Annotated in this window: 20 protein-coding genes; 14 read left to right on the top strand and 6 right to left on the bottom strand. The window is 61.9% G+C overall.

Going from position 1 to position 18,669, the window contains the following annotated elements; genetic code table 11:
- The first annotated feature begins 27 nt into the window (after positions 1–27).
- Positions 28–1,848 carry an SWIM zinc finger family protein gene (locus tag ABD837_RS01450; RefSeq protein WP_345049402.1) on the top strand — a complete coding sequence of 607 codons (1,821 nt, stop codon included), beginning with the start codon at positions 28–30 and terminating at the stop codon, positions 1,846–1,848.
- 504 nt (positions 1,849–2,352) lie between these two features.
- Here the strand turns inward: ABD837_RS01450 and ABD837_RS01445 are convergent.
- Positions 2,353–2,562 (bottom strand): Bax inhibitor-1 family protein, encoded by a 210-nt coding sequence (locus ABD837_RS01445; RefSeq protein ID WP_345049400.1) that lies wholly within the window; start codon positions 2,560–2,562, stop codon positions 2,353–2,355.
- 39 nt (positions 2,563–2,601) lie between these two features.
- On the opposite strand from ABD837_RS01445, the gene ABD837_RS01440 reads away from it, so the two are divergent.
- The 5 genes from ABD837_RS01440 (at position 2,602) to ABD837_RS01420 (ending at position 6,561) form a co-directional block, all read left to right on the top strand.
- Complete coding sequence (locus tag ABD837_RS01440; RefSeq protein WP_345049397.1) at positions 2,602–4,062, top strand: DNA/RNA non-specific endonuclease; 1,461 nt, start codon at positions 2,602–2,604, stop codon at positions 4,060–4,062.
- 249 nt (positions 4,063–4,311) lie between these two features.
- Positions 4,312–4,680 (top strand): DoxX-like family protein, encoded by a 369-nt coding sequence (locus ABD837_RS01435; RefSeq protein ID WP_345049395.1) that lies wholly within the window; start codon positions 4,312–4,314, stop codon positions 4,678–4,680.
- 9 nt (positions 4,681–4,689) lie between these two features.
- A complete protein-coding gene (locus ABD837_RS01430) occupies positions 4,690–5,430 on the top strand; it encodes a DUF2071 domain-containing protein (protein ID WP_345049393.1) in 741 nt (246 codons plus the stop codon).
- Entirely contained in the window at positions 5,418–6,182 is a 765-nt protein-coding gene (locus ABD837_RS01425; protein ID WP_345049390.1) for a class I SAM-dependent methyltransferase, read from the top strand. Before ABD837_RS01430 ends, ABD837_RS01425 begins: the two co-directional genes overlap by 13 nt.
- The gene (locus ABD837_RS01420; RefSeq protein ID WP_345049389.1) at positions 6,166–6,561 is read left to right on the top strand and encodes a hypothetical protein; all 396 of its coding nucleotides are present in this window, start codon (positions 6,166–6,168) and stop codon (positions 6,559–6,561) included. The genes ABD837_RS01425 and ABD837_RS01420 overlap by 17 nt, the downstream gene beginning before the upstream one ends.
- 130 nt (positions 6,562–6,691) lie before the next feature.
- Here the strand turns inward: ABD837_RS01420 and ABD837_RS01415 are convergent, their stop codons facing one another.
- Together ABD837_RS01415 and ABD837_RS01410 are read right to left on the bottom strand one after the other, a co-directional pair.
- Positions 6,692–7,480, bottom strand: coding sequence for an enhanced serine sensitivity protein SseB C-terminal domain-containing protein (locus tag ABD837_RS01415; protein ID WP_345049386.1), 789 nt, complete (start codon positions 7,478–7,480; stop codon positions 6,692–6,694).
- Positions 7,481–7,530: 50 nt separating this feature from the next.
- Entirely contained in the window at positions 7,531–8,361 is an 831-nt protein-coding gene (locus ABD837_RS01410; protein WP_345049383.1) for a nuclease A inhibitor family protein, read from the bottom strand.
- A 125-nt stretch (positions 8,362–8,486) separates the two neighbouring features.
- Between ABD837_RS01410 and ABD837_RS01405 the strand changes: the two genes are divergently transcribed.
- Positions 8,487–9,392, top strand: coding sequence for a carboxypeptidase regulatory-like domain-containing protein (locus ABD837_RS01405; RefSeq protein ID WP_345049381.1), 906 nt, complete (start codon positions 8,487–8,489; stop codon positions 9,390–9,392).
- A 109-nt stretch (positions 9,393–9,501) separates the two neighbouring features.
- On the opposite strand, the gene greA is transcribed toward ABD837_RS01405, so the two are convergent.
- From greA to rsmA, 3 genes are all read right to left on the bottom strand, one after another.
- Positions 9,502–9,978 carry a transcription elongation factor GreA gene (greA, locus tag ABD837_RS01400; RefSeq protein ID WP_345049378.1) on the bottom strand — a complete coding sequence of 159 codons (477 nt, stop codon included), beginning with the start codon at positions 9,976–9,978 and terminating at the stop codon, positions 9,502–9,504.
- 102 nt (positions 9,979–10,080) lie between these two features.
- Entirely contained in the window at positions 10,081–11,046 is a 966-nt protein-coding gene (locus tag ABD837_RS01395; RefSeq protein ID WP_345049377.1) for an NAD(P)-dependent oxidoreductase, read from the bottom strand.
- 15 nt (positions 11,047–11,061) lie between these two features.
- On the bottom strand, positions 11,062–11,892 hold the full coding sequence (gene rsmA / locus ABD837_RS01390) for a 16S rRNA (adenine(1518)-N(6)/adenine(1519)-N(6))-dimethyltransferase RsmA (protein WP_345049373.1): 831 nt from the start codon (positions 11,890–11,892) through the stop codon (positions 11,062–11,064).
- A gap of 248 nt (positions 11,893–12,140) precedes the next feature.
- Between rsmA and ABD837_RS01385 the strand changes: the two genes are divergently transcribed.
- The 7 genes from ABD837_RS01385 (at position 12,141) to efp (ending at position 18,623) form a co-directional block, all read left to right on the top strand.
- Positions 12,141–13,601 carry a leucyl aminopeptidase family protein gene (locus ABD837_RS01385; RefSeq protein WP_345049370.1) on the top strand — a complete coding sequence of 487 codons (1,461 nt, stop codon included), beginning with the start codon at positions 12,141–12,143 and terminating at the stop codon, positions 13,599–13,601.
- Positions 13,602–13,719: 118 nt separating this feature from the next.
- On the top strand, positions 13,720–14,754 hold the full coding sequence (gene pdxA / locus ABD837_RS01380) for a 4-hydroxythreonine-4-phosphate dehydrogenase PdxA (RefSeq protein WP_345049369.1): 1,035 nt from the start codon (positions 13,720–13,722) through the stop codon (positions 14,752–14,754).
- Between the two features lie 103 nt (positions 14,755–14,857).
- Positions 14,858–15,391, top strand: a complete 534-nt coding sequence (locus tag ABD837_RS01375; protein WP_345049367.1) for a YceD family protein — start codon at positions 14,858–14,860, stop codon at positions 15,389–15,391.
- Between the two features lie 68 nt (positions 15,392–15,459).
- On the top strand, positions 15,460–15,690 hold the full coding sequence (gene rpmF / locus ABD837_RS01370) for a 50S ribosomal protein L32 (protein ID WP_345049365.1): 231 nt from the start codon (positions 15,460–15,462) through the stop codon (positions 15,688–15,690).
- Positions 15,691–15,809: 119 nt separating this feature from the next.
- Positions 15,810–16,751, top strand: a complete 942-nt coding sequence (plsX, locus tag ABD837_RS01365) for a phosphate acyltransferase PlsX (protein WP_345049363.1) — start codon at positions 15,810–15,812, stop codon at positions 16,749–16,751.
- Positions 16,752–16,900: 149 nt separating this feature from the next.
- Positions 16,901–17,911 (top strand): beta-ketoacyl-ACP synthase III, encoded by a 1,011-nt coding sequence (locus ABD837_RS01360; protein WP_345049361.1) that lies wholly within the window; start codon positions 16,901–16,903, stop codon positions 17,909–17,911.
- A gap of 148 nt (positions 17,912–18,059) precedes the next feature.
- The gene (gene efp, locus ABD837_RS01355; RefSeq protein WP_345049360.1) at positions 18,060–18,623 is read left to right on the top strand and encodes an elongation factor P; all 564 of its coding nucleotides are present in this window, start codon (positions 18,060–18,062) and stop codon (positions 18,621–18,623) included.
- Positions 18,624–18,669: the final 46 nt, after the last annotated feature.

The following is an 18,669-nucleotide window of genomic DNA, read 5'->3' as shown; positions in this document are numbered from 1 at the left end:
AATCCCTCCCCCACGCAACCATTGCCCATGTTCACCCGCCAAACCCTGCGCCACCTCGCCAACGCCAACAGCTTCCAGCGCGGCGAAGAGTACGCCGACGAAGGCCACGTAACCAGGCTGCGCCGCGAGACCGACAGCTTTCATGCCAGCGTGCGCGGCAGCCGCATCTACCGCGTGGCGCTCCGGCTGGCCGCTGCCGGGCCGGAATTCACGTGCAGCTGCCCGTATGAGTTCGGCGGCATCTGTAAGCACGCGGTGGCCCTGGGCCTGGCCGTGCTCGATGCCTACGGCACCGAACTGACCAGTGCCGCCCCCGCCCCGGGCCCCACCCCCACCACCCCCGGCGCCCTGGCCAGGGCCGTGCAAGGCGCCTGGGCCGACCGCAAAAAGGCCGACAAGCTGCGCTTCCTCGAACAAGCCCTGGCCAAGAGCGACGACCTGGCCCGCCAGTTTCTGGGCTTCGGCAACCAGCCCGTGGCCGTAGCTAGTGAGGCACTGCTGGCCGGCCTGCCCACCCGCCTCACCGAGACGCTGGAAGTGCTGGAGTTCGACGAGGAGCTTTACCAGAACAGCGAAAGCTACTACCAAGAAGACGAGGGCGACGGCCTCGCCGAAGCCGTGGAAGAAGTGCTCCGCGATGCCCTGGCCTCCTTCGTGGCCGAGCTGCTGGGTCTCGCGCGGGGCGGCCAGCTTAGCGCCGCCCTGCGCTACTGGGCCACGGCCTGCGCGGCCATCTACCAGGTGGAAGAGCCTGCCAGCGACGACTACGGCTCGTTTGGCCACTACGGTACCGACGTGCTGCGTCAGTGGCACGCCGACCTCGCGGCCGCCGGCTGGCCCGCCGTGCTGCTTGGTGCCGTGCTCCCGCCCGCCGAGGTCGAAGCCGCCCTCAGGTGGCTGGGCCAGTATCTGGCCAACCCGCCCGCCGAATGGCCCGACTTCGAAGCCAGCTGGCGACCCCTGCTCCTGGCCCTGGCCGCCGACCCCGCCGCCGTGGGCCTGCTCCCGGGCTCGCTGGAAAAAGCCCGCCTCAGCCCCGATACCCTGGCTCGCCTGGCTCTGCAAAGCGCCCAAACCCGGCCCAACGACGCGGACTGGGCCGAGGCCGCCGAAATCCTGCTGCCCACCGATGCCGCCGTGGCCCAGCAGCTTCTGCATTTCTACGCCACCCGCGCCGACCGCCCCGCCCTGCTGCGCGCCGCCACCACGGCCTTTACCACCTGGCCCGACCGGTTCGGCGACTTCGTGCTCACCACCTTCACCCCCGCCCAGGCCCCCGACCTCTGCCGCGCCGCCCTGCGCCACCGTGCCCTGGCCAACGGCAGCCTGGAAGACTTCGCCCGCCTGCGGCCCCTGCTCACGCCCGCCGCCCGCGCTGCCTTCCTGCAAGCGGCCACCACGGCCGCCGCCAAAGGCCAGGGCAGCGTGGCCTTCGCCGTCGAGCTGCTCGTGCAGGAGGCCGATGCCGCCGCCCTCACCGACTTCGTGCTCGGCCTCGAATGGCTGCACCTCAGCCCCGCCGCCCACGCCGACCTGGCCCTGCGCCGCCTCGCCGAGCGTGCCCCCGCCGCCCTGATGCCGGCCCTCGAAACCCGCACCCGCGCCTACCTCCGGGGCCGCGCCAAAGCCCAGCGCGGCCACGCCCTCTACCAGCGCCTGGCCCACTGGCTGGCCGCCGCCCGCACCACTGCCCCCCGCCTCGCCGAGCCCGCCCTGCGTCTGGCCGACGAGCTGCGCGCGGAATTCCCCACCCTGTACGGCCTGCGCGACGCGCTGCGGGAGGTGCAGCTACTGCCCGAGAAGCCAACGCTGCCCACTAAAGGCGGCCGCAAGCCGAACCCCAGGTAGCCGAAATACCACGGCCCCGAATGCCCGCCGGGTAAAGGCCCATCAGAACGGCGCAGCTTGGACTGCTCTCCTTATTTCGCGCTGCCCGGCCCTCCTCCAAGCCCTCAACCCCGCCCAGCTCACCCGCTTACTAGCGCGGTTTCGTGGTCAGTGTACAGGCGGGCATTCTGGGCGGGAGCAAGCCCTACCAGGTACGACCCGCCCCTAACATCCACTGACTTCGAAACTGCTCTAGGTCGACACCAGCCTCGCCAGCAACGAAACCACCAAGCAAAAGCCCTCTATCGGCTCCTCATCCTGGTTCAGTCCAACTTTGTCCGGCGGCCCTATCCGCTCCTTCAATACACCTTCTATACACCTCCCCACCCGGCCCAACCCCGAAAAACCCTATTCCCGCTTCGCTTCCACCGGGTTCGTAGCAGGCCCGCCTTCCGGTCGGAAACCGCTTACCCAAAAAAAGCCCCACCGGCTTGCACCGGCGGGGCTTTTCCAAACGCCCCCCCCCTACCGCCGACGGCCAAAAATGCGCAGCAGAAACAGGAACAGGTTCACGAAATCGAGGTACAGCGTGAGCGCGCCCAGGATGGAGGCTTTATTGCTCGTCTCCTCGCCTTCCGTCACGCCCAGCAACGCCAGCTGCTTCAGCTTCTGGGTGTCGTAGGCCGTGAGGGCCGTAAAAATCAACACCCCAATGAAGGAGGTGAAGTTTTTCACTTAGCCAGGCGGTACCGGGCAGGCCCATATCTTCGCCCCATGCACGCTTCCGCTTACCTTACCCTTGCCGCGCTTGGCCTCCTGGCCTGTTCCCAGCAGCCCACCGAAACTGCCACTGCTACCGGCGCTCCCCAAACCCGCACCGTCCAGCAGCCCACGTCTGCTCCTTTCCCCGAAACCTTCGAAACAGGCTCGAAAGGCGCCTACGACGATGCCGACGAACCGCTGGCCACCGGCACCTGGCACTTTCAGGACGCCCTCATCGGCAGTAGCCCGCAAGACCACGCCCACGGCCAGCGCACCGCCCGCCTGCGCAACCAGGGCCGCATTACCATGCGCTTCGATGCCAAAGCAGGCGTGCGGCGCATCAGCATTTCGGCGGCGGCCTATGGCTCCGACGGGCCCAGCACCTGGGAGCTGTGGCTGAGCCGCGACGGTGGGCGCACGTATGCCCGCACCGGCTTGCCGGTTACCACCAGCGGCCCTAAGCTGGTGCCCCATGTATTTGCCGGGGTGGCCAATGAGCCCATTCGCCTCGAAATCCGCAAAACCAGCGGCCCCAAGACCCGGCTCGATATCGACGACATCGTGCTCGAAACCGCGGCCGGGCCCGCGGCGGTCCAACCCAAAGGCGCGGGCGGCTACTTCGAAAACCGCGACCTGCCCCAGCCCGCTCCTACCGACCCGCCCGCGCAGGTTCCGGCCGGTTCCGGCACCGGCACGGCCCAGGACCCCAACGATTCCAACTTGGCCCTCGGCAACCCCAGCGGCGCCACCTCCGACCCCAACAATGCGAGCAACTACCTGCTCGTCCACCCCGAATTCTCGATTGGCTACAACGCCGCCCGCGGCATCCCGACCTGGGTGAGCTGGCACCTCGACAAAGCCGACCTCGGCCAGGCCCCGCGCCAAAACAACTTCCGGCCCGACGCCGCCCTGCCCCGCCAGTTCTACCAGGTAACGGCCGCGAGCTACGCCCGCTCCGGCTTCGACAAAGGCCACAACTGCCCCAGCGCCGACCGCACCGCCGACCTCGACGCCAACTCCAACACCTTCCTGATGACCAACATGGTGCCCCAGGCGCCGCACAACAACCAGCAAACCTGGGCGCATCTCGAAGAATACGGCCGCTCGCAAATCCAGCGCGGTCAGGAAATCTACGTCGTCATGGGCTGCTACGGGCGGGGCGGCACCGGCAGCAGCGGCTTCGCGCAAACCCTCGACCAGGGCCGCGTGACCGTGCCCGCCCGCATCTGGAAAATCATGGTGATTCTGCCCGATGGCACCAACGACCTGCAGCGCATTGCCACCGACCCGGCTGTGCGCGTGCTGGCCATCGACACCCCCAACGACAACACCACCGTGAACCCCGATTGGCGGCAGTACCTCACTTCAGTTGACAAGATTGAAGCCGCCACTGGCCTCGACTTGCTTAGTGCCCTGCCCCGCGACGCCCAAAGCCGCCTCCAAAAACTGGTCGATTCCGGCCGCGCCGAGTAGCCGTAGCGCGAACTTTTAGTTCGCGAGTCCATGACGTCCGCCAGTCAATCCAACTACTTACTCGCGGACTAAGTAGTCGAGCAACAGTAATTCGGCATCGGCCCGGTCCGACCGCCCTAGGCGGTCCGACCGGTTGAAGCACCTCCGGTTTTGCGCTGATGACAACCGGTCGGACCGCCTAGGGCGGTCGGACCGGGCCGGACGATGACCTGATTACTTCTGCTCGATTACTTAAAAGTCCGCGCTACTATGCACCGCCTGTTCACCTACCTCATTGCCCTGGTGTGGCTGGCCAACGGCCTGCTGTGCAAGGTGCTGCTGCTTGTGCCGCGCCACGCGGCCATCGTAGCGCGCATCCTCGGGCCGACGCATGCCACCACCCTCACGCGCCTGATTGGCGTGGGCGAAATCGGGATGGCCGTGTGGGTGCTCAGTGGCATAAAAGCCCGCTGGTGCGCCTGGACACAGATTGCGCTCATCCTCTCGATGAACACCCTCGAAGCCGTGCTCGCCCCCGACCTGCTGCTGTGGGGCCGCGCCAATGCCGTATTTGCCGCGCTGTTCTGCGGGTTTATTTACCTTCACAGCCTGCGCCCGCCCCAGCTCGCAGCATCCTGATTCTGCTGCATGCTCGCCTGGCTCAAAACCCATCCCTTTGCCGTCGAGGCGTTTTTCGAGCATTCGCTCGTGCTCACCTTTGCCGTGCCGCGAGCCGAGCTGGCAGCCCTGCTGCCCGCCCCACTCGTGCCCGACACGTTTGCCGATGCCTGGGGTTTCCTGGCTGTGGCGCTGGTTCAAACCAAGCACCTGCGGCCCAAGGGATTCCCAGCCTGGCTGGGGCAGGACTTTTTTCTGATTGGCTACCGCGCGTTTGTGCGCTACTCCTCGCCCACCGGCAAGCGCCTGCGCGGCCTCTACATCCTGCGCTCCGAAACCGACCAAAAGCGCATGACCGTATTGGGCAACCTGATGACGCACTACCGCTACCACACCGTCGACATTACGCAGCAGCACACTGCCGACCGTCTGCACATCGAATCGCAGCGGGCCAATTTCCACGTTACACTGGCCGCACCAGCAGCCGATGTTGCCCTACCGGCGCAGTCGCCTTTTGCCACCTGGCAGGAGGCCCGCCGCTTTGCCGGGCCCCTGCCCTTCACCTTTTCGGCCGATGACGCGGCGGGCCGCATGCTGATTGTGGAGGGCGTGCGCCAGCATTGGGAGCCGCAGCCCGTGGCCGTAGCAAGCTGCCACGTGGGCTTTCTGCAGCACCTTGGGTTCAGCCAGCTGCTGCTGGCCAATGCGTTTTCGCTGCGCGACGTGCCCTATTACTGGAAGAAAGGACGCACCGAGCAATGGCGCCGCTAAGAACCCCGCTGCAGGGCGTCTGGAACGTGGTGCGGTTCAACTGGCACTTCTACCTCGTGGCGTTTGGCGCGGGGCTGGTGCTGGCGGCCCTCTGGCTGGCCGGCCCGGTTGCGTTTCGCGGCGCGGCCGGGGTCCTGTTGGCCCTGGCTCTGCTGCCGATGCTGGGTTCGCTGCTCATCACTACCCACATCTATGATTTTTCCGGGCTGTACCAATTCAAGTGGCTGCCCGCAGCGGTGCCCACACCGGCCACCCTGCTCACCGTCAGCGCGGGGTTTGACGAAATCAGTGCCCCACTTGCGCATAAGTACCCAACAGCCAACCTAATGGCTGCCGACTTCTACAATGCGGCCCGGCACACCGAGGTTTCCATTCGGCGGGCTCGGCGGGCATACCCGCCCTTTCCCGGCACGCAGGTAGTCGACACCCGCGCTGCACTGCCGTTGGCCGATAATTCCATCGGCCTAGCCGTTGCCTTTTTAGCCGCCCACGAAATCCGGGATGCCACCGAGCGGGCGGCTTTCTTCCGGGAAATTGCGCGGGTGCTGGCCCCCACTGGCACTGTGGTGGTGACGGAGCACCTGCGCGACCCGGCCAACTTTCTGGCCTACACCGTGGGGTTTCTGCACTTTCATTCGCGTCGGACGTGGCTGGCTACTTTCGAGTCAGCCGGGCTGCAGGTAGAGCGCGAAGTAAAAAACACGCCCTTCATCACCTCCTTTTTCCTGCGCAAGCATGATTCTGCAGCTTAGGCTCATCGGCTTTTTTCTGGTCATCCTGGCGTTGCTGCACGCAGCGTTTGCCCGGTATTTCAATTGGCGCACCGAGTTTGCCGCCGTGAGTTTGATAAACCGGCAGATGATGTACGTGCACACCTTTTTCGTTGCCTTCGCCGTGCTGCTGATGGGCGTGCTCTGCCTCTCGTCGGCGGCCGAGCTGGTTGGCACGCCCCTGGGCCGGCGGGTGGCGCTGGGCTGCGGCATCTTCTGGCTGGCCCGGCTGCTCATCCAGTTTTTTGGCTACTCGCCCGAGCTCTGGCGCGGCAAACGGTTCGAAACCGTGGTGCACGTGCTCTTCGTGGGTTTCTGGAGTTATTTAAGCGCCGTTTTTATATTGGTCGGCTTGGGCTAAGCCACATTTCATACCCATCTCGAGTTCCATTTCCCATCCAAAAAGCGCGGCACCATCAAACCCATATTGTGGCTATATGCGGCCTCGCAGCAGCAGAATAATCGCTGCTACAGTACCAGGCCGCCACAACTCAGCCGGTATAGAAAGGCGTGGTTTCCCGGAAATACGATGTGAGACTGCTTTCGTCTGCCTGCACGATGTCGAGCGGCTCGTTGGGCCCCAGAAACTGCTGCCCTACGTAGCCCACCTGCCGGGCAATGGCAGCCATCTCCCCTTCCACGTCGAGGCAGAGAATGTAATGCGGCGGCAGGCTGTCGGCCGGGTCATGAATCCAGCCCAGGTACGCGGCCCGCACTCGGGGCTCTTGGCTGAGCAGGCGGGCCAGGCCTTCGGTCATGGCCGTCGGGTACACCGCCGGCTGGCCCAGCAGCACCTGCGTATCCTTTTGAATTGTCACCTGCTTGCCAATATCCAGCATCGTACCGGCCAGAATCTGCGCTATCTCCTCGGGCGGCATCTGCTTGACTACCTCGGAATACGGGTTCAGCACCAAGGTAGCGCCGTGCAGGGTTTCCATCAGGTTGCGGCCCTTCATCTGCACATAGGCCACTTTTGCCTGCGGGCCTTCGCCGTCGAATATTCGCTCGGGCGACGTAAATACCGGCACGCTCCCGTCGGGGAATGCCTGCACCCGCAACGTAGAACCAGCCGACAGGGTCGTTTGCTGGGTGACCACCTGCTCCGGGTTTTCATCGGTGATAACCACCAGCGGCTCTACTAAAATGCGACGGTAAAACTCCGGCCGGTAGGCCGGGTCACTGGTCGCCAGCTTCAGCAGCTCCTCCAGCGTTGCCGTTGCTTCAAACGCCGGACCCGGGATGGCCTCTGGCTGTCGTTTTAGAAAATCAAACAGACCCATACGATTGGTAGAAATAGCGGTGCTTCGAAACTGTCTGGAGCAAAGGGTTATCAGGTTTCAGTCAGCACCGTTTTGAAGCCCGCCAGTGTGCCGTCCATCATCCGGCCCAGGGCGTAGGCGTGGACTTGCGAGCCGTTGCCCACGCGGTATACCTGCACGCCGTCCATGTCCTGCTTCATAAACATTTGCAGGGCTTTGTAGCGGTTCGAAAGCGCCACATCGCTCAGCACGCCATCGTCGGCGGTGTGGTTGCGCAGGAACTGCGTCAGCTCAACGGTTTCAACTTTGGCCCCGGCGGGCTCGCCAAGCAGCTTCAGCAGCGCGGCGTTGGGCAGTTCCCCCCCCGGCGCAGCATAGGCCACCGCTTCGAGCGGCGCTTCCGACTCGCTGATGAACTGCAAGCCCGCCACCTGCTTTTGCAGCTCGGCAGGTACGGCGGCACCAGCGGTGGCGCCGGCAGGCTTGGCTTCGGCCAGGCCGCTGCCGCCTTCCATTTTCGCGGCGATGGCGGCGGCCAGCTCTTTCATCCGGGCTTCTGGCACCTTTATTTTGGGGTTGGCGAAGTTCATGTCCGACACTTTGGTCATCGGAATGAGGTGAATGTGCGCGTGCGGCACCTCCAGCCCAATCACGGCCACCCCGATGCGCTTGCACGGCACAGCAGCCTGCACGGCCTTGGCCACGCGCTGCGCAAACACGTGCAGGGCCGCCAGCTCGTCGGCCGGCATGTCGAAAATGTAGTCGACTTCCTTCTTCGGAATCACCAGCGCGTGGCCTTCCACCAGCGGCGTGATGTCGAGAAACGCCAGGTGGCGGCCATCTTCGGCCACTTTATACGCCGGCAATTCGCCGGAAACGATGCGGGAGAAAATCGAGGGCATGAGGATTAGGGTAGTATGCGTTAGCTTGCCAGTAAGGTGCCGGCCGGGCAAAGTAAAAACAATTTCTGCCCCCGGTACCGCCCCCTTCGCCTGCAAGCCTCAAAATCCTCCACCTGCCGCTTCTTATGCCCCGCCTACTATTACCCTTGTTGCTCGCCTTGCTGGCACTTAGTCCCGCTCGCCAGGCCGCAGCGCAAGCCACCAAACAGGCCCCCGGCATTCAGGGTCAGGTGCTCGATGCCAAAACCCGCCAGCCCGTGCCCTATGCTTCGTTGTCGCTGCTAAACGAACACAACTGGACGTTGGCCAATGCCACAGGCCATTTCGAACTGGCTGGCGTTAAAAAGTCCGGCAACGATATGCTGCTGATAGAAGGCCCCGGCTATCTGCCCCGTTCGGTTGTGCTGCATAACCGCGCCCTGACCGACACAACGCTTACGCTCGACAAAGCAGCGAAAGCCCCCAAAGTTCAGCCTGCTAACTCTGCTCAGGTAGTAATTCGGCGGCTGGGCTCACTAGCCAAAAAACCTGGCGAAGGAATGATTCAGGGACTGATGGGTTCGCAGTTTGCGCTGTTTATGGAACCATCGCCCAAGCATCAGGTGGGCTCCGTCCGGAACGTTTCATTTTTCATTGGCGACACCGGTTTCCCAAAGGAGTCCTTCCGCGTTCGCATTTACCGGGCCGATGGCCCCAACCACTCGCCCGGCACCAACTTGCTCGCCGAAAACCTAATTGTTGCAGCCCCCGGCGGCGGTCAGTGGTTCACCGTCGATATAGCACCATATGCGGTTGAAGTACCCCGCGAAGGATTTTATGTAGGCATGGAGTGGATTGTAGCCCACGAGCCCACTGCCTTTCAGGACAACTACACCCCATTTGGCCAGGTTTTACGGCCGACTTTTGAATTTAAGGAAAGCATGACGTGGACCTTCGCTGTCGGCAACGGCTGGCATCTGCTGCCACTCCGGAATGCCGCCTCCAGGGCTTATAACGCCATGATTCGCGCCGAGATTGAGGAGTTGCAGTAGGTACTGCTTACCCGCAAACCGCAAAAAAAGAGGCGTGCCAGTCGGCACGCCTCTTTTTTTGCGGCACTCAATTGCTCCCCGCAGGCAGCCTCAAGCCTACCGCACGTGGCTACCGCGAAATCTCCAGAATCTCAAACTGCAGCTTGCCGGCGGGCACCGTGATTTCGGCCGTGTCGCCGGCCGATTTACCCAGCAGGCCCTTACCAATGGGCGACTTCACCGAGATTTTGCCGGCGGCCAGGTTGGCTTCCTCCTCGGCTACCAGGGTGTAATCGAGCACCATGTTATTCTTCAGATTCTTCAGCTTCACCTTGCTCATGATGAGCACCTTGCTGAAATCCATATTGGTTTCGTCGATGAGGCGGGCGTTGCCCAGCACCTCTTCGAGCTTCGATATCTTGAGTTCCAGCAGGCCCTGAGCGTCTTTGGCGGCGTCGTATTCGGCGTTCTCGCTCAGGTCACCTTTGTCGCGGGCTTCGCGCAGGTCTTCAGCGGCCTTGGCCCGGCCCCGGACTTTCAGATCCTGGAGGTCATCCTTCAGTTTTTGCAGGCCCTCGGGGGTGTAATAATTGATGGTGGTGGCCATGGGAGTAGATGCTTGACGGGTTTGGCTAAAAAGCAAGGAGAACGGCTGGCACTGCCAACCGTTCTCCTTTCTTAGGTTCCTGGCAAAGATACGCAAAACCAATTAGCTCCCCGCAAGTGCGCCCAAAGCTGCCGCCCGATAAGCCCGAATTTTCTCCACCAGCACTTCGTTGATGCGGGCGTAGCTCTCAAAGGTCCAGCCACCTACATGGGGCGTGAGCACCACATTTGGAGCCGTTTTCAGGAAATCAAACGTCGCCTGCTGCGCCGGGCTGAGGCTGTTGAACTTCTCATTATCGAGCACGTCGAGGGCCGCACCGCGCACCGTGCCTGCTCGCAACGCCTGCACCAGCGCAGCCTGGTCCACCACTTCGCCGCGGGCCGTGTTCATCACCCATATCGGCTTGGCAAACCCCGCTAGCAAGGCCTCGTCCACAAAATGGTGGTTGGCGGCTGAGTAGGGAATGTGCAGGCTGAGCACGTCGGCCCGCGCCTGCAGCTCGGCCAGCGATACCAACGTGGCGTGGCCGTCGCTGGTCGCCGCGGGGTCGCTGTCGTGCGCCAGCACCGTGCAGCCAAACGTGCCCAGCCGCCGCGCGAAGGCCCGGCCCATGTGCCCGTAGCCCAGCAGGCCAATGGTTTTGCCACCTACCTCGGTGCCCCGGTTGGCCTCACGCCGCCACTGGCCCTCCCGCACTTCATGGTCGGCGCGTGCGATGTTGCGCAATAAGCCCAGCAACAGGCCTACGGCAAATTCGCCCACCGCGTCGCGGTTGCCTTCGGGCGCATTCAGCAGCATCACGCCAGCCGCCGCCATCGCGGCTTCGTCGATGTTATCGGTGCCGGCCCCAGCGCGGGCCACGTAGCGCAGCTGCGGGCCGTGGGCCAGCAATTCGGCCGTTACGCGCAGCTTACTGCGCACCACCAGGCCCTCGTAGGGCTGCGCGGCTAAAGCAGCGGGCACTTCAGCAGCGGTGAGGTTGGGTTGGTAGTCCATCTGCACGCCTATGCTTTCTAGCAAATGTGGCAAGGAGGGGTGCATTTCGTCGACGACGAGACAAGTATTCATGGCCTTCAAATACGCTTATTCGGCTACGTCATTCACATCTAAATCTGGCAAGGCCGCACCCGCTCCCTGATGCTGTGCCACCCGCTGCGTCATGCCCACAAATTCGGCCACGCCCAGCTGCTCGGCGCGCTTCTCGAAAATGGGGTCGGTGGTCGCCTCCGCGGGCATCCCAAAAGGTTTCAACGCGTTGCGCAACGTCTTGCGGCGCGTCTGGAATGCCTGCTTCACCACCCGGAAAAACAGCTTCTCGTCGCAGTCCAGCTGCAGCGTGTCGTTGCGCGTGAGGCGCACCACGGCCGACTCCACCTTGGGCGGCGGATTGAAGACGTGCGGCGGCACCGTGAACAGGTATTCAATTTTATAAAACGCCTGCAGCAGCACGCTCAGAATGCCGTAGGTTTTCGAGCCGGGCGGCTCGGCCAGGCGCTGGGCCACTTCTTTCTGAATCATGCCCACCACTTCGCGCACTTGCTGGCGGTTGTTGAGCACGGCAAAGAAAATCTGGCTGCTGATGTTGTAGGGGAAGTTGCCGATGATGGCCAGCGGCTGGTCCGGGAACATCGCGGCCAGGCTTTGCTTCAAAAAGTCGGTGGCGTAGATGCGGTCGGTTAGCGCCGGGTAATGCACCTTCAGGTAGGCCACCGACTCGGTGTCAATTTCGACCACGCTGGTTTGGTAGGCCGGGTTCTGCAGCAGATACTGCGTGAGCACGCCCATGCCCGGCCCGATTTCGAGCACTTCCTGCACGCCATCGGGCAGTTGCAAAGCGCCCACAATGTTGCGGGCAATGTTGGGGTCGGCCAGAAAGTGCTGACCTAAGTGCTTTTTGGGGCGAACGGTATTCACGGGAACAGGGCGTAAGAAGTTAACAGAACGTCATGCTTAGCGTAGCCGAAGCATCTCGCCTGCATTACTAATTCTATCGTGCGACAATTTTGATTACTACCACAAGTGAGGTGCTTCGGCTGCGCGGACGCAAGATGAAGCATGACGTTCAAATAAGCGCAGTCAACCGTTCTATCCCGAACGTCATCCAACCTCGCCACCTAAACAGTACCTTGCGGCCTCAAATCTACGGCCTTCATCTTCGCATTATGTCCTTAGCCCTTGCTCACGCCGCCGCCGCGCCGGCCCAGTCCAACCAGGTTTTCATCTTGCCGGCTGGCACCACCACCTTGCCCGACGCCGCTGCCGGCGACCTTTCGGCCGCTGCCCGTCAGTATGTGAGCGCTGCTCTTGCCGACGACCAGAAGCTCGTTCACCTCAACCATTTCAGCTATCACCACTATTTCGTGGTGCTGGCCGATAAGCCCGCCGCCGCCCAAGTTTCCGAGCAGCTGCGCCGGGCCGGCCACACCCTGCACAGCCAGTTAAAAGCCGAAAAGGTAGCTGAGGTGTTTATCGAGAACCACAGCGCCACGCCTAACGCCGCCCTGCTGTTGGCCGAAGGCCTGGCTCTGACCGCCTACCAGTTCGAAGGGTACAAAACCGACGAAAAGTCGCGCAAAGCTCCGGCGTTGAAAGAAGTTTATTTGGTTGGCAACGCCGCCCCCGCTGAGCAAATCCACGAGCTCGACGGTCTACTGCAAGGCGTAATCTTAGCCCGCGACCTCGTCAACGCCCCCCTCAATAAGCTAAACGCTGTGCAGTTTGCCGAGCGCATGGCCCAGGCCGGCGACGAGGCGGGTTATACCACCGACATCCTCGACCTAGCCAAAATCGAAGCCCTGCGCATGGGCGGCCTGCTCGCCGTTAACCTCGGCTCGCCCGAGCCGCCCACTTTCAGCATCCTCGAATACAAGCCCGCCAACGCCAAAAACGCCAAGCCCTACGTCCTCGTCGGCAAAGGCGTGGTGTTCGATACCGGCGGCCTCAGCCTCAAGCCCACGCCCAACAGCATGGACATGATGAAGTGCGACATGGCCGGCGGCGCGGCCGTAGCCGGTACGCTTTTCGCCCTGGCCAAAAACCAGGTGCCACTGCACGTCATCGGCTTGGTGCCCGCCACCGACAACCGCCCCGGCGGCCTTGCCTACGCCCCCGGCGACGTCATCACCATGCACTCCGGCCTCACTGTCGAAGTAAAAAACACCGACGCCGAAGGCCGCCTGCTCCTCGCCGACGCTCTCAGCTTCGCCAAGCGCTACGAGCCCGAGCTGGTCATCGACCTGGCCACCCTCACCGGGGCCGCCGTGCGCGCCCTCGCCACCGAAGCCTCCGCCTCGATGGGCACCGCCGAGCCCGCCACCATGCAAAAGCTCGCCGAAGCCGGCTACACCGTGCACGAACGGCTTGTCGAGTTTCCGCTCTGGGACGAGTACGCCGACCACATCAAGTCTGACATCGCCGACCTCAGCAACTTGGGCAAGGGCGAAGCCGGCCACATCTCGGCCGCCAAATTCCTCGAGCGCTTTGCCGAAGGCTACCCCTGGATTCACCTCGACATCGCCGGCCCCGCCTACCTCACGGCTGCCGAAAGTTACCGCGGCAAAGGCGGCACCGGCACCGGCGTGCGCCTGCTGTATGAGTTCCTGACCAAGCAGCTTGCTAACTAATCGTTGTCATGCTGACGAAGGAAGCATCTTATCACGGCTGCTTCCGTCAGAATTAATCCACCCTAGCGGCGCGAACCTAACAAGGTCCTTCGCTTCACTCAGGATGACAAAATAAAACATGCCCCAAAATCTCCCCCGCCTCGGCTTTTCCGTGGGCGACCTCGCCGGTATCGGCCCCGAAGTCATTTACAAAACGCTGCTCGATGAGCGCCTCCTGAAAGTTTGCACGCCCGTTATCTACGGCACTGCCACGGCGCTTTTCGATGATTTTCCTACTCCGGCCGATACCGAGCACCTGCAGTTTCGCCAGCTGCGCGATGCCGCCGATATCGCCCCCGGCCGGCTCAATGCGGTGACCTGTTGGGATGAGGATTTCGCCCTTGCACCCGGCCAGCCCTCCGCTGCCACCGGCGCGGCCGCCCGCGAAAGCCTGCTCACCGCCGCCCGCGACCTCAAGGCCGGCAAGCTCGACGGCATCGTCACGGCCCCCATCAGCAAGGACAATACTCAAGCCGACGACTTCCGCTACCCCGGGCACACCGAATTTCTCACCAGCTACTTCGAGGCCCCCGAGAGCCTCATGTTTCTGGTGGATGAGGACGCGGGCCTGCGCATTGCCACCGTCACCGGTCACATCCCGCTAAAGGATGTACCCGCCAAACTCACCGCCGAGTTGCTGCGCACCAAAATCACGCTGCTGCTCAAGTCGCTCAAAAATGATTTTGGCATTCTTAAGCCGCGCATCGCCGTGCTTGGCCTCAACCCCCACGCCGGCGAAAATGGCCTGCTCGGCAAGGAGGAAGGCGACGTCGTGTCGCCCGTTATTCAGCAGTTTGCTCACGACGGCCACCTCGTCGTCGGCCCCTTCCCAGCCGATGGCTACTTCGGCACCCAGCAGTTCCGCCAGTTCGATGCTACTCTCGCCCTCTACCACGACCAGGGCCTGATTCCATTCAAGCTTATGGCTTTCGAGCGCGGCGTGAACTTCACCGCGGGCCTGTCCGTTGTGCGCACCTCGCCCGACCACGGCACCGCTTACGGCCTCGCCGGCCAGTACAAAGCCGACGAGTCTTCTTTCCGCGCGGCCGTGTTCCTGGCTTGCGACATCTGGAAACAACGTTGGGAAGACGCTCAGCCACGTTCGGCCCGATAGCCAAAACCAGCTTTTTAAAGCGGCTACCGCAGAGAAAGTTGGGCGCTTTTTTTGGCAAAAAGCCGGATTTTCACTACTTTTGCCCCCTGCTATCCAAGCGACCGTGAAAAAAGAAAGCCAATTCGACCTTAACCTTGCCCGCCTGACGCTCAAAACGCATCAGTTTGAGTACGATTTGGGTCCCGACTTCTTCGCCTTATTCGACCAACCCCTGGTGGAACAAGGCGACCTGCACGCCGACGTGGAGGTCATCAAAACCGAGCGGTTGATGACGCTGAACTTCCACATCACCGGCACCGTGCAGCTCACTTGCGACCGGAGCCTCGATGAGTTCGCCCAGCCGCTGGACATTCAAGAACAACTGCTGGTGCGCTTCGGCGACGAAGCCAAGGAGCTGGACGACAACGTGCTGCAAATCACGCCCGAAACCCAGACGCTGCCCCTCGCCCAGCACCTTTACGACTACATTGGTCTGGCCTTGCCCATGAAGAAGCTGCACCCTCGCTTCCAGGACGAGGCCGACGATAACCCCGACGCGCCGACCAAGCTCATCTTCAGCACCCGTCCTGCCGATGATGCGCCTGATGACGACGAGCCGGCCGACCCACGCTGGGCCGCGCTGCGCAACCTGAACTAATCCGTCAGTGCCCCGAGTCGCTCCCCACTCGTTAACCGCAACTTCAATCCCCTAATTTCAACTAAACCATGGCACATCCTAAGCGCCGCACCTCCACCGCCGTTCGCGACAAGCGTCGTACCCACTACAAGCTGACTCCTAAGGCTGTGACCTTGTGCCCCAACACGGGCGAGCTGCACCTGCGCCACAAAGCGTACGTGGTCGATGGCGACCTGTACCACAACGGCCAGTTGGCTATCAAAAACTACACGAAGACCAGCGCCGCTCCTGCAGCCGACGTTGCCGAAGACGACGAATAGCGCGTTTGGTTGTTACTTCGCGGCACCACTAGGTCCGGCTTCGCTCCTTTTTTAAGCCAGCGGGGCCGGATTTTTGGTACTTTTGACTTTCCGCTGACTTCCCTCCAAACACCTCTTTCATGAAAATAGCCCTCGACGCAATGGGCGGCGATTTCGCCCCCCAAGCCGCCGTGGCAGGTGCCCTTCTGGCTGCCGAGCAACTCGCCGGCCGGGCCACCATTGTCCTCATCGGCCAGGAAGACGCCGTGCGTCCCCTGCTTCAGGCTGCCGGCCCCGCCGGTGCCGCGCTCGAGTTCGTTCCCGCGTCGCAGGTTATCGACATGGGCGAGCACCCCGCCAAAGCCTTCCAGCAGAAGCAGGATTCGAGCATTGCCGTGGGCTACAAAATGCTGCTCGCGAGCGAAGTCGATGCCTTCTGTTCGGCTGGTAACACGGGCGCCATGCTCGTGGGAGCCATGTTCACCGTGAAAACGGTGCCCGGCGTGATGCGCCCGGCGATTGCCAACTTTTTACCCAAGCTGCACGACAACGTGGGCATCCTGCTCGACGTGGGAGCCAACGCCGAATGCAAGCCCGAAATGCTGGAGCAGTTCGGCGAGCTTGGTTCGCTTTATGCCCAACACGTGCTCGGCATTGCCAAGCCCCAGGTGGGCCTGATGAACATTGGGGAGGAAGAAGGCAAGGGCACACCCGTTATTCAGGAAGCGCACCAGCGCCTGAAGGCCAACCCACACGTCAACTTCGTGGGCAACATCGAGGGGCGCGACCTGTTCAACGACAAGGCCGACGTGATTGTGTGCGACGGCTTTACGGGCAACATCATCCTAAAAATGGCGGAGTCGATTTACGATGCCATGGAGGTGAAAAATATTCATGACCCGTTTTTCGACAAGTTCAATTACGAGGCTGTGGGCGGCTCACCAATCCTGGGCATCAACGACAACGCCATCATCGGGCACGGCCGCAGCACGCCGCGCGCCATCTGCAACATGCTGATGCAGGGATTCAACATGGCCAACTCGGGCATTGTTGACCAAATAAAGGCTACTTTTAAATCTTAGCCCCGGTTTCGGGCAATAAAAAACCTCCGGCTTCGGCCGGATTTTTTTTACACGCTTGAGGCTCATTGTCGGAGCGTTGAGTGGCTATTTGCGGCCGCGCCGCCGCCCATATTCCTACTTTTACGCTTGCCCCGCCTACTTTTGCCCGTATGAAGATTACTGCCGCCATCACTGGTGTGGGCTCCTATGTGCCCGACTATGTGCTAACCAATGCCGAGCTTGAAAAGCTGGTGGACACCAACGACGAGTGGATTTTGTCGCGCACCGGCATTCGGGAGCGACGCATTCTGAAGGGCGAAAACCAGGGTACTTCTGTGATGGGCATCAAGGCAGTGCAGCAGCTGCTGGAGAAAACCGGCACCCAACCCGACGACGTGGAGCTGCTGATTTGCGCCACTACCACGCCCGACTTGCTGTTTCCGGCCACGGCCAACATCATTTCCAACGGCGTGGGCATTACCAAGGCATTCAGCTTCGACATGAACGCGGCGTGCTCGACCTTTCTGTTTGCACTGGCCACGGGCGCGCAATACATCCAGGCGGGCACGCACAAAAAGGTGATTGTGGTGGGTGCCGATAAAATGTCGGCCATTGTGGATTACACCGACCGCGCCAACTGCATCCTGTTTGGCGATGCGGCCGCGGCGGTGCTGCTCGAGCCTAGCACCGACGGGTTTGGCATTCTCGACCAAGTGCTGCGCACCGACGGCAGCGGCGAGGCCTACCTGCACCAGAAATCCGGTGGCAGCCGCCGCCCGCCCTCCCACGCCACCGTGGATGCTAAGGAGCACTACATCTATCAGGAAGGCGCGACGGTATTCAAGTTTGCCGTGAAGAGCATGGCTGATGTGGCCGCCCAGGTAATGGAGCGCAATCACCTCAGCAATGATGATGTGGCCTTCCTGGTGCCGCATCAGGCCAATAAGCGCATCATTGATGCCACGGCCAACCGCATGGGCGTGGGCCCGGAGAAGGTGATGCTGAACATCGACCGCTACGGCAATACCACCAACGCCACTATTCCGCTGTGCCTATCCGACTACGAAAGCAAGCTGCGCCGGGGCGACAACCTCGTGCTCGCGGCCTTCGGGGGCGGCTTCACCTGGGGCTCCATCTACATCAAATGGGCGTATGATGGCGATAAAGCAGCTTCGAAATAGCTGTTTGCTAATAGCTGCTAGCTGTTAGCTTTGTCCCTCCCTTTGAATTTTCTTAAGCAGATGGTGAATTGCCATTGGCTCAAGGCATAAATTAAAACTCCCACAAAAAGCTAATGGCTAATGGCTATCAGCTAATAGCTCCAATAAAATGGCATCAACCGCCGACTTCCGCAACGGGCTTGTTCTCAATTACAACAACGAGCTGCACGTCATCACCGAGTTTCAGCACGTGAAGCCCGGCAAAGGCCCCGCTTTTGTGCGCACCAAAATGCGCAACATCAAAACCGGCCGCACCATCGACAACACCTTCAACGCCGGGGTGAAAGTGGAGACGGCCCGCGTGGAGCAGCGCCCGCACCAGTTCCTGTATAAGGACGACTACGGCTATAACTTCATGGATAATTCGACCTTCGAGCAGATAGTGCTGCCCGAGGAGTTGGTGCCCTTTGCCGACATTATGAAGGAAGGCCAGGAAGTGACTATCCTCGTGCATGCCGAAACCGAACAGCCCCTCACGGCCGAGCTCCCCACTACGGTCGACCTCGTGGTGACCTATACCGAGCCGGGCCTGCGCGGCGACACCGCCACCAACACCCTAAAGCCGGCTACCGTGGAAACTGGCGCCCGCATCCAGGTGCCGCTGTTTGTTGATGTGGACACTAAAATTCGCATCAAAACGAGCGACTACAGCTACGTTGAGCGCGTGAAATAGCCCTTTAATTAGCTATTAGCTTCCAGCTGTTAGCCCTTAGCTGACG

The sequence above is a fragment of the Hymenobacter glaciei genome (assembly GCF_039539585.1).
GTDB lineage: Bacteria > Bacteroidota > Bacteroidia > Cytophagales > Hymenobacteraceae > Hymenobacter > Hymenobacter glaciei.
The sequence above is the reverse complement of the archived record's forward strand: the minus strand, read 5'-3'. Positions and strand labels throughout refer to the sequence as shown.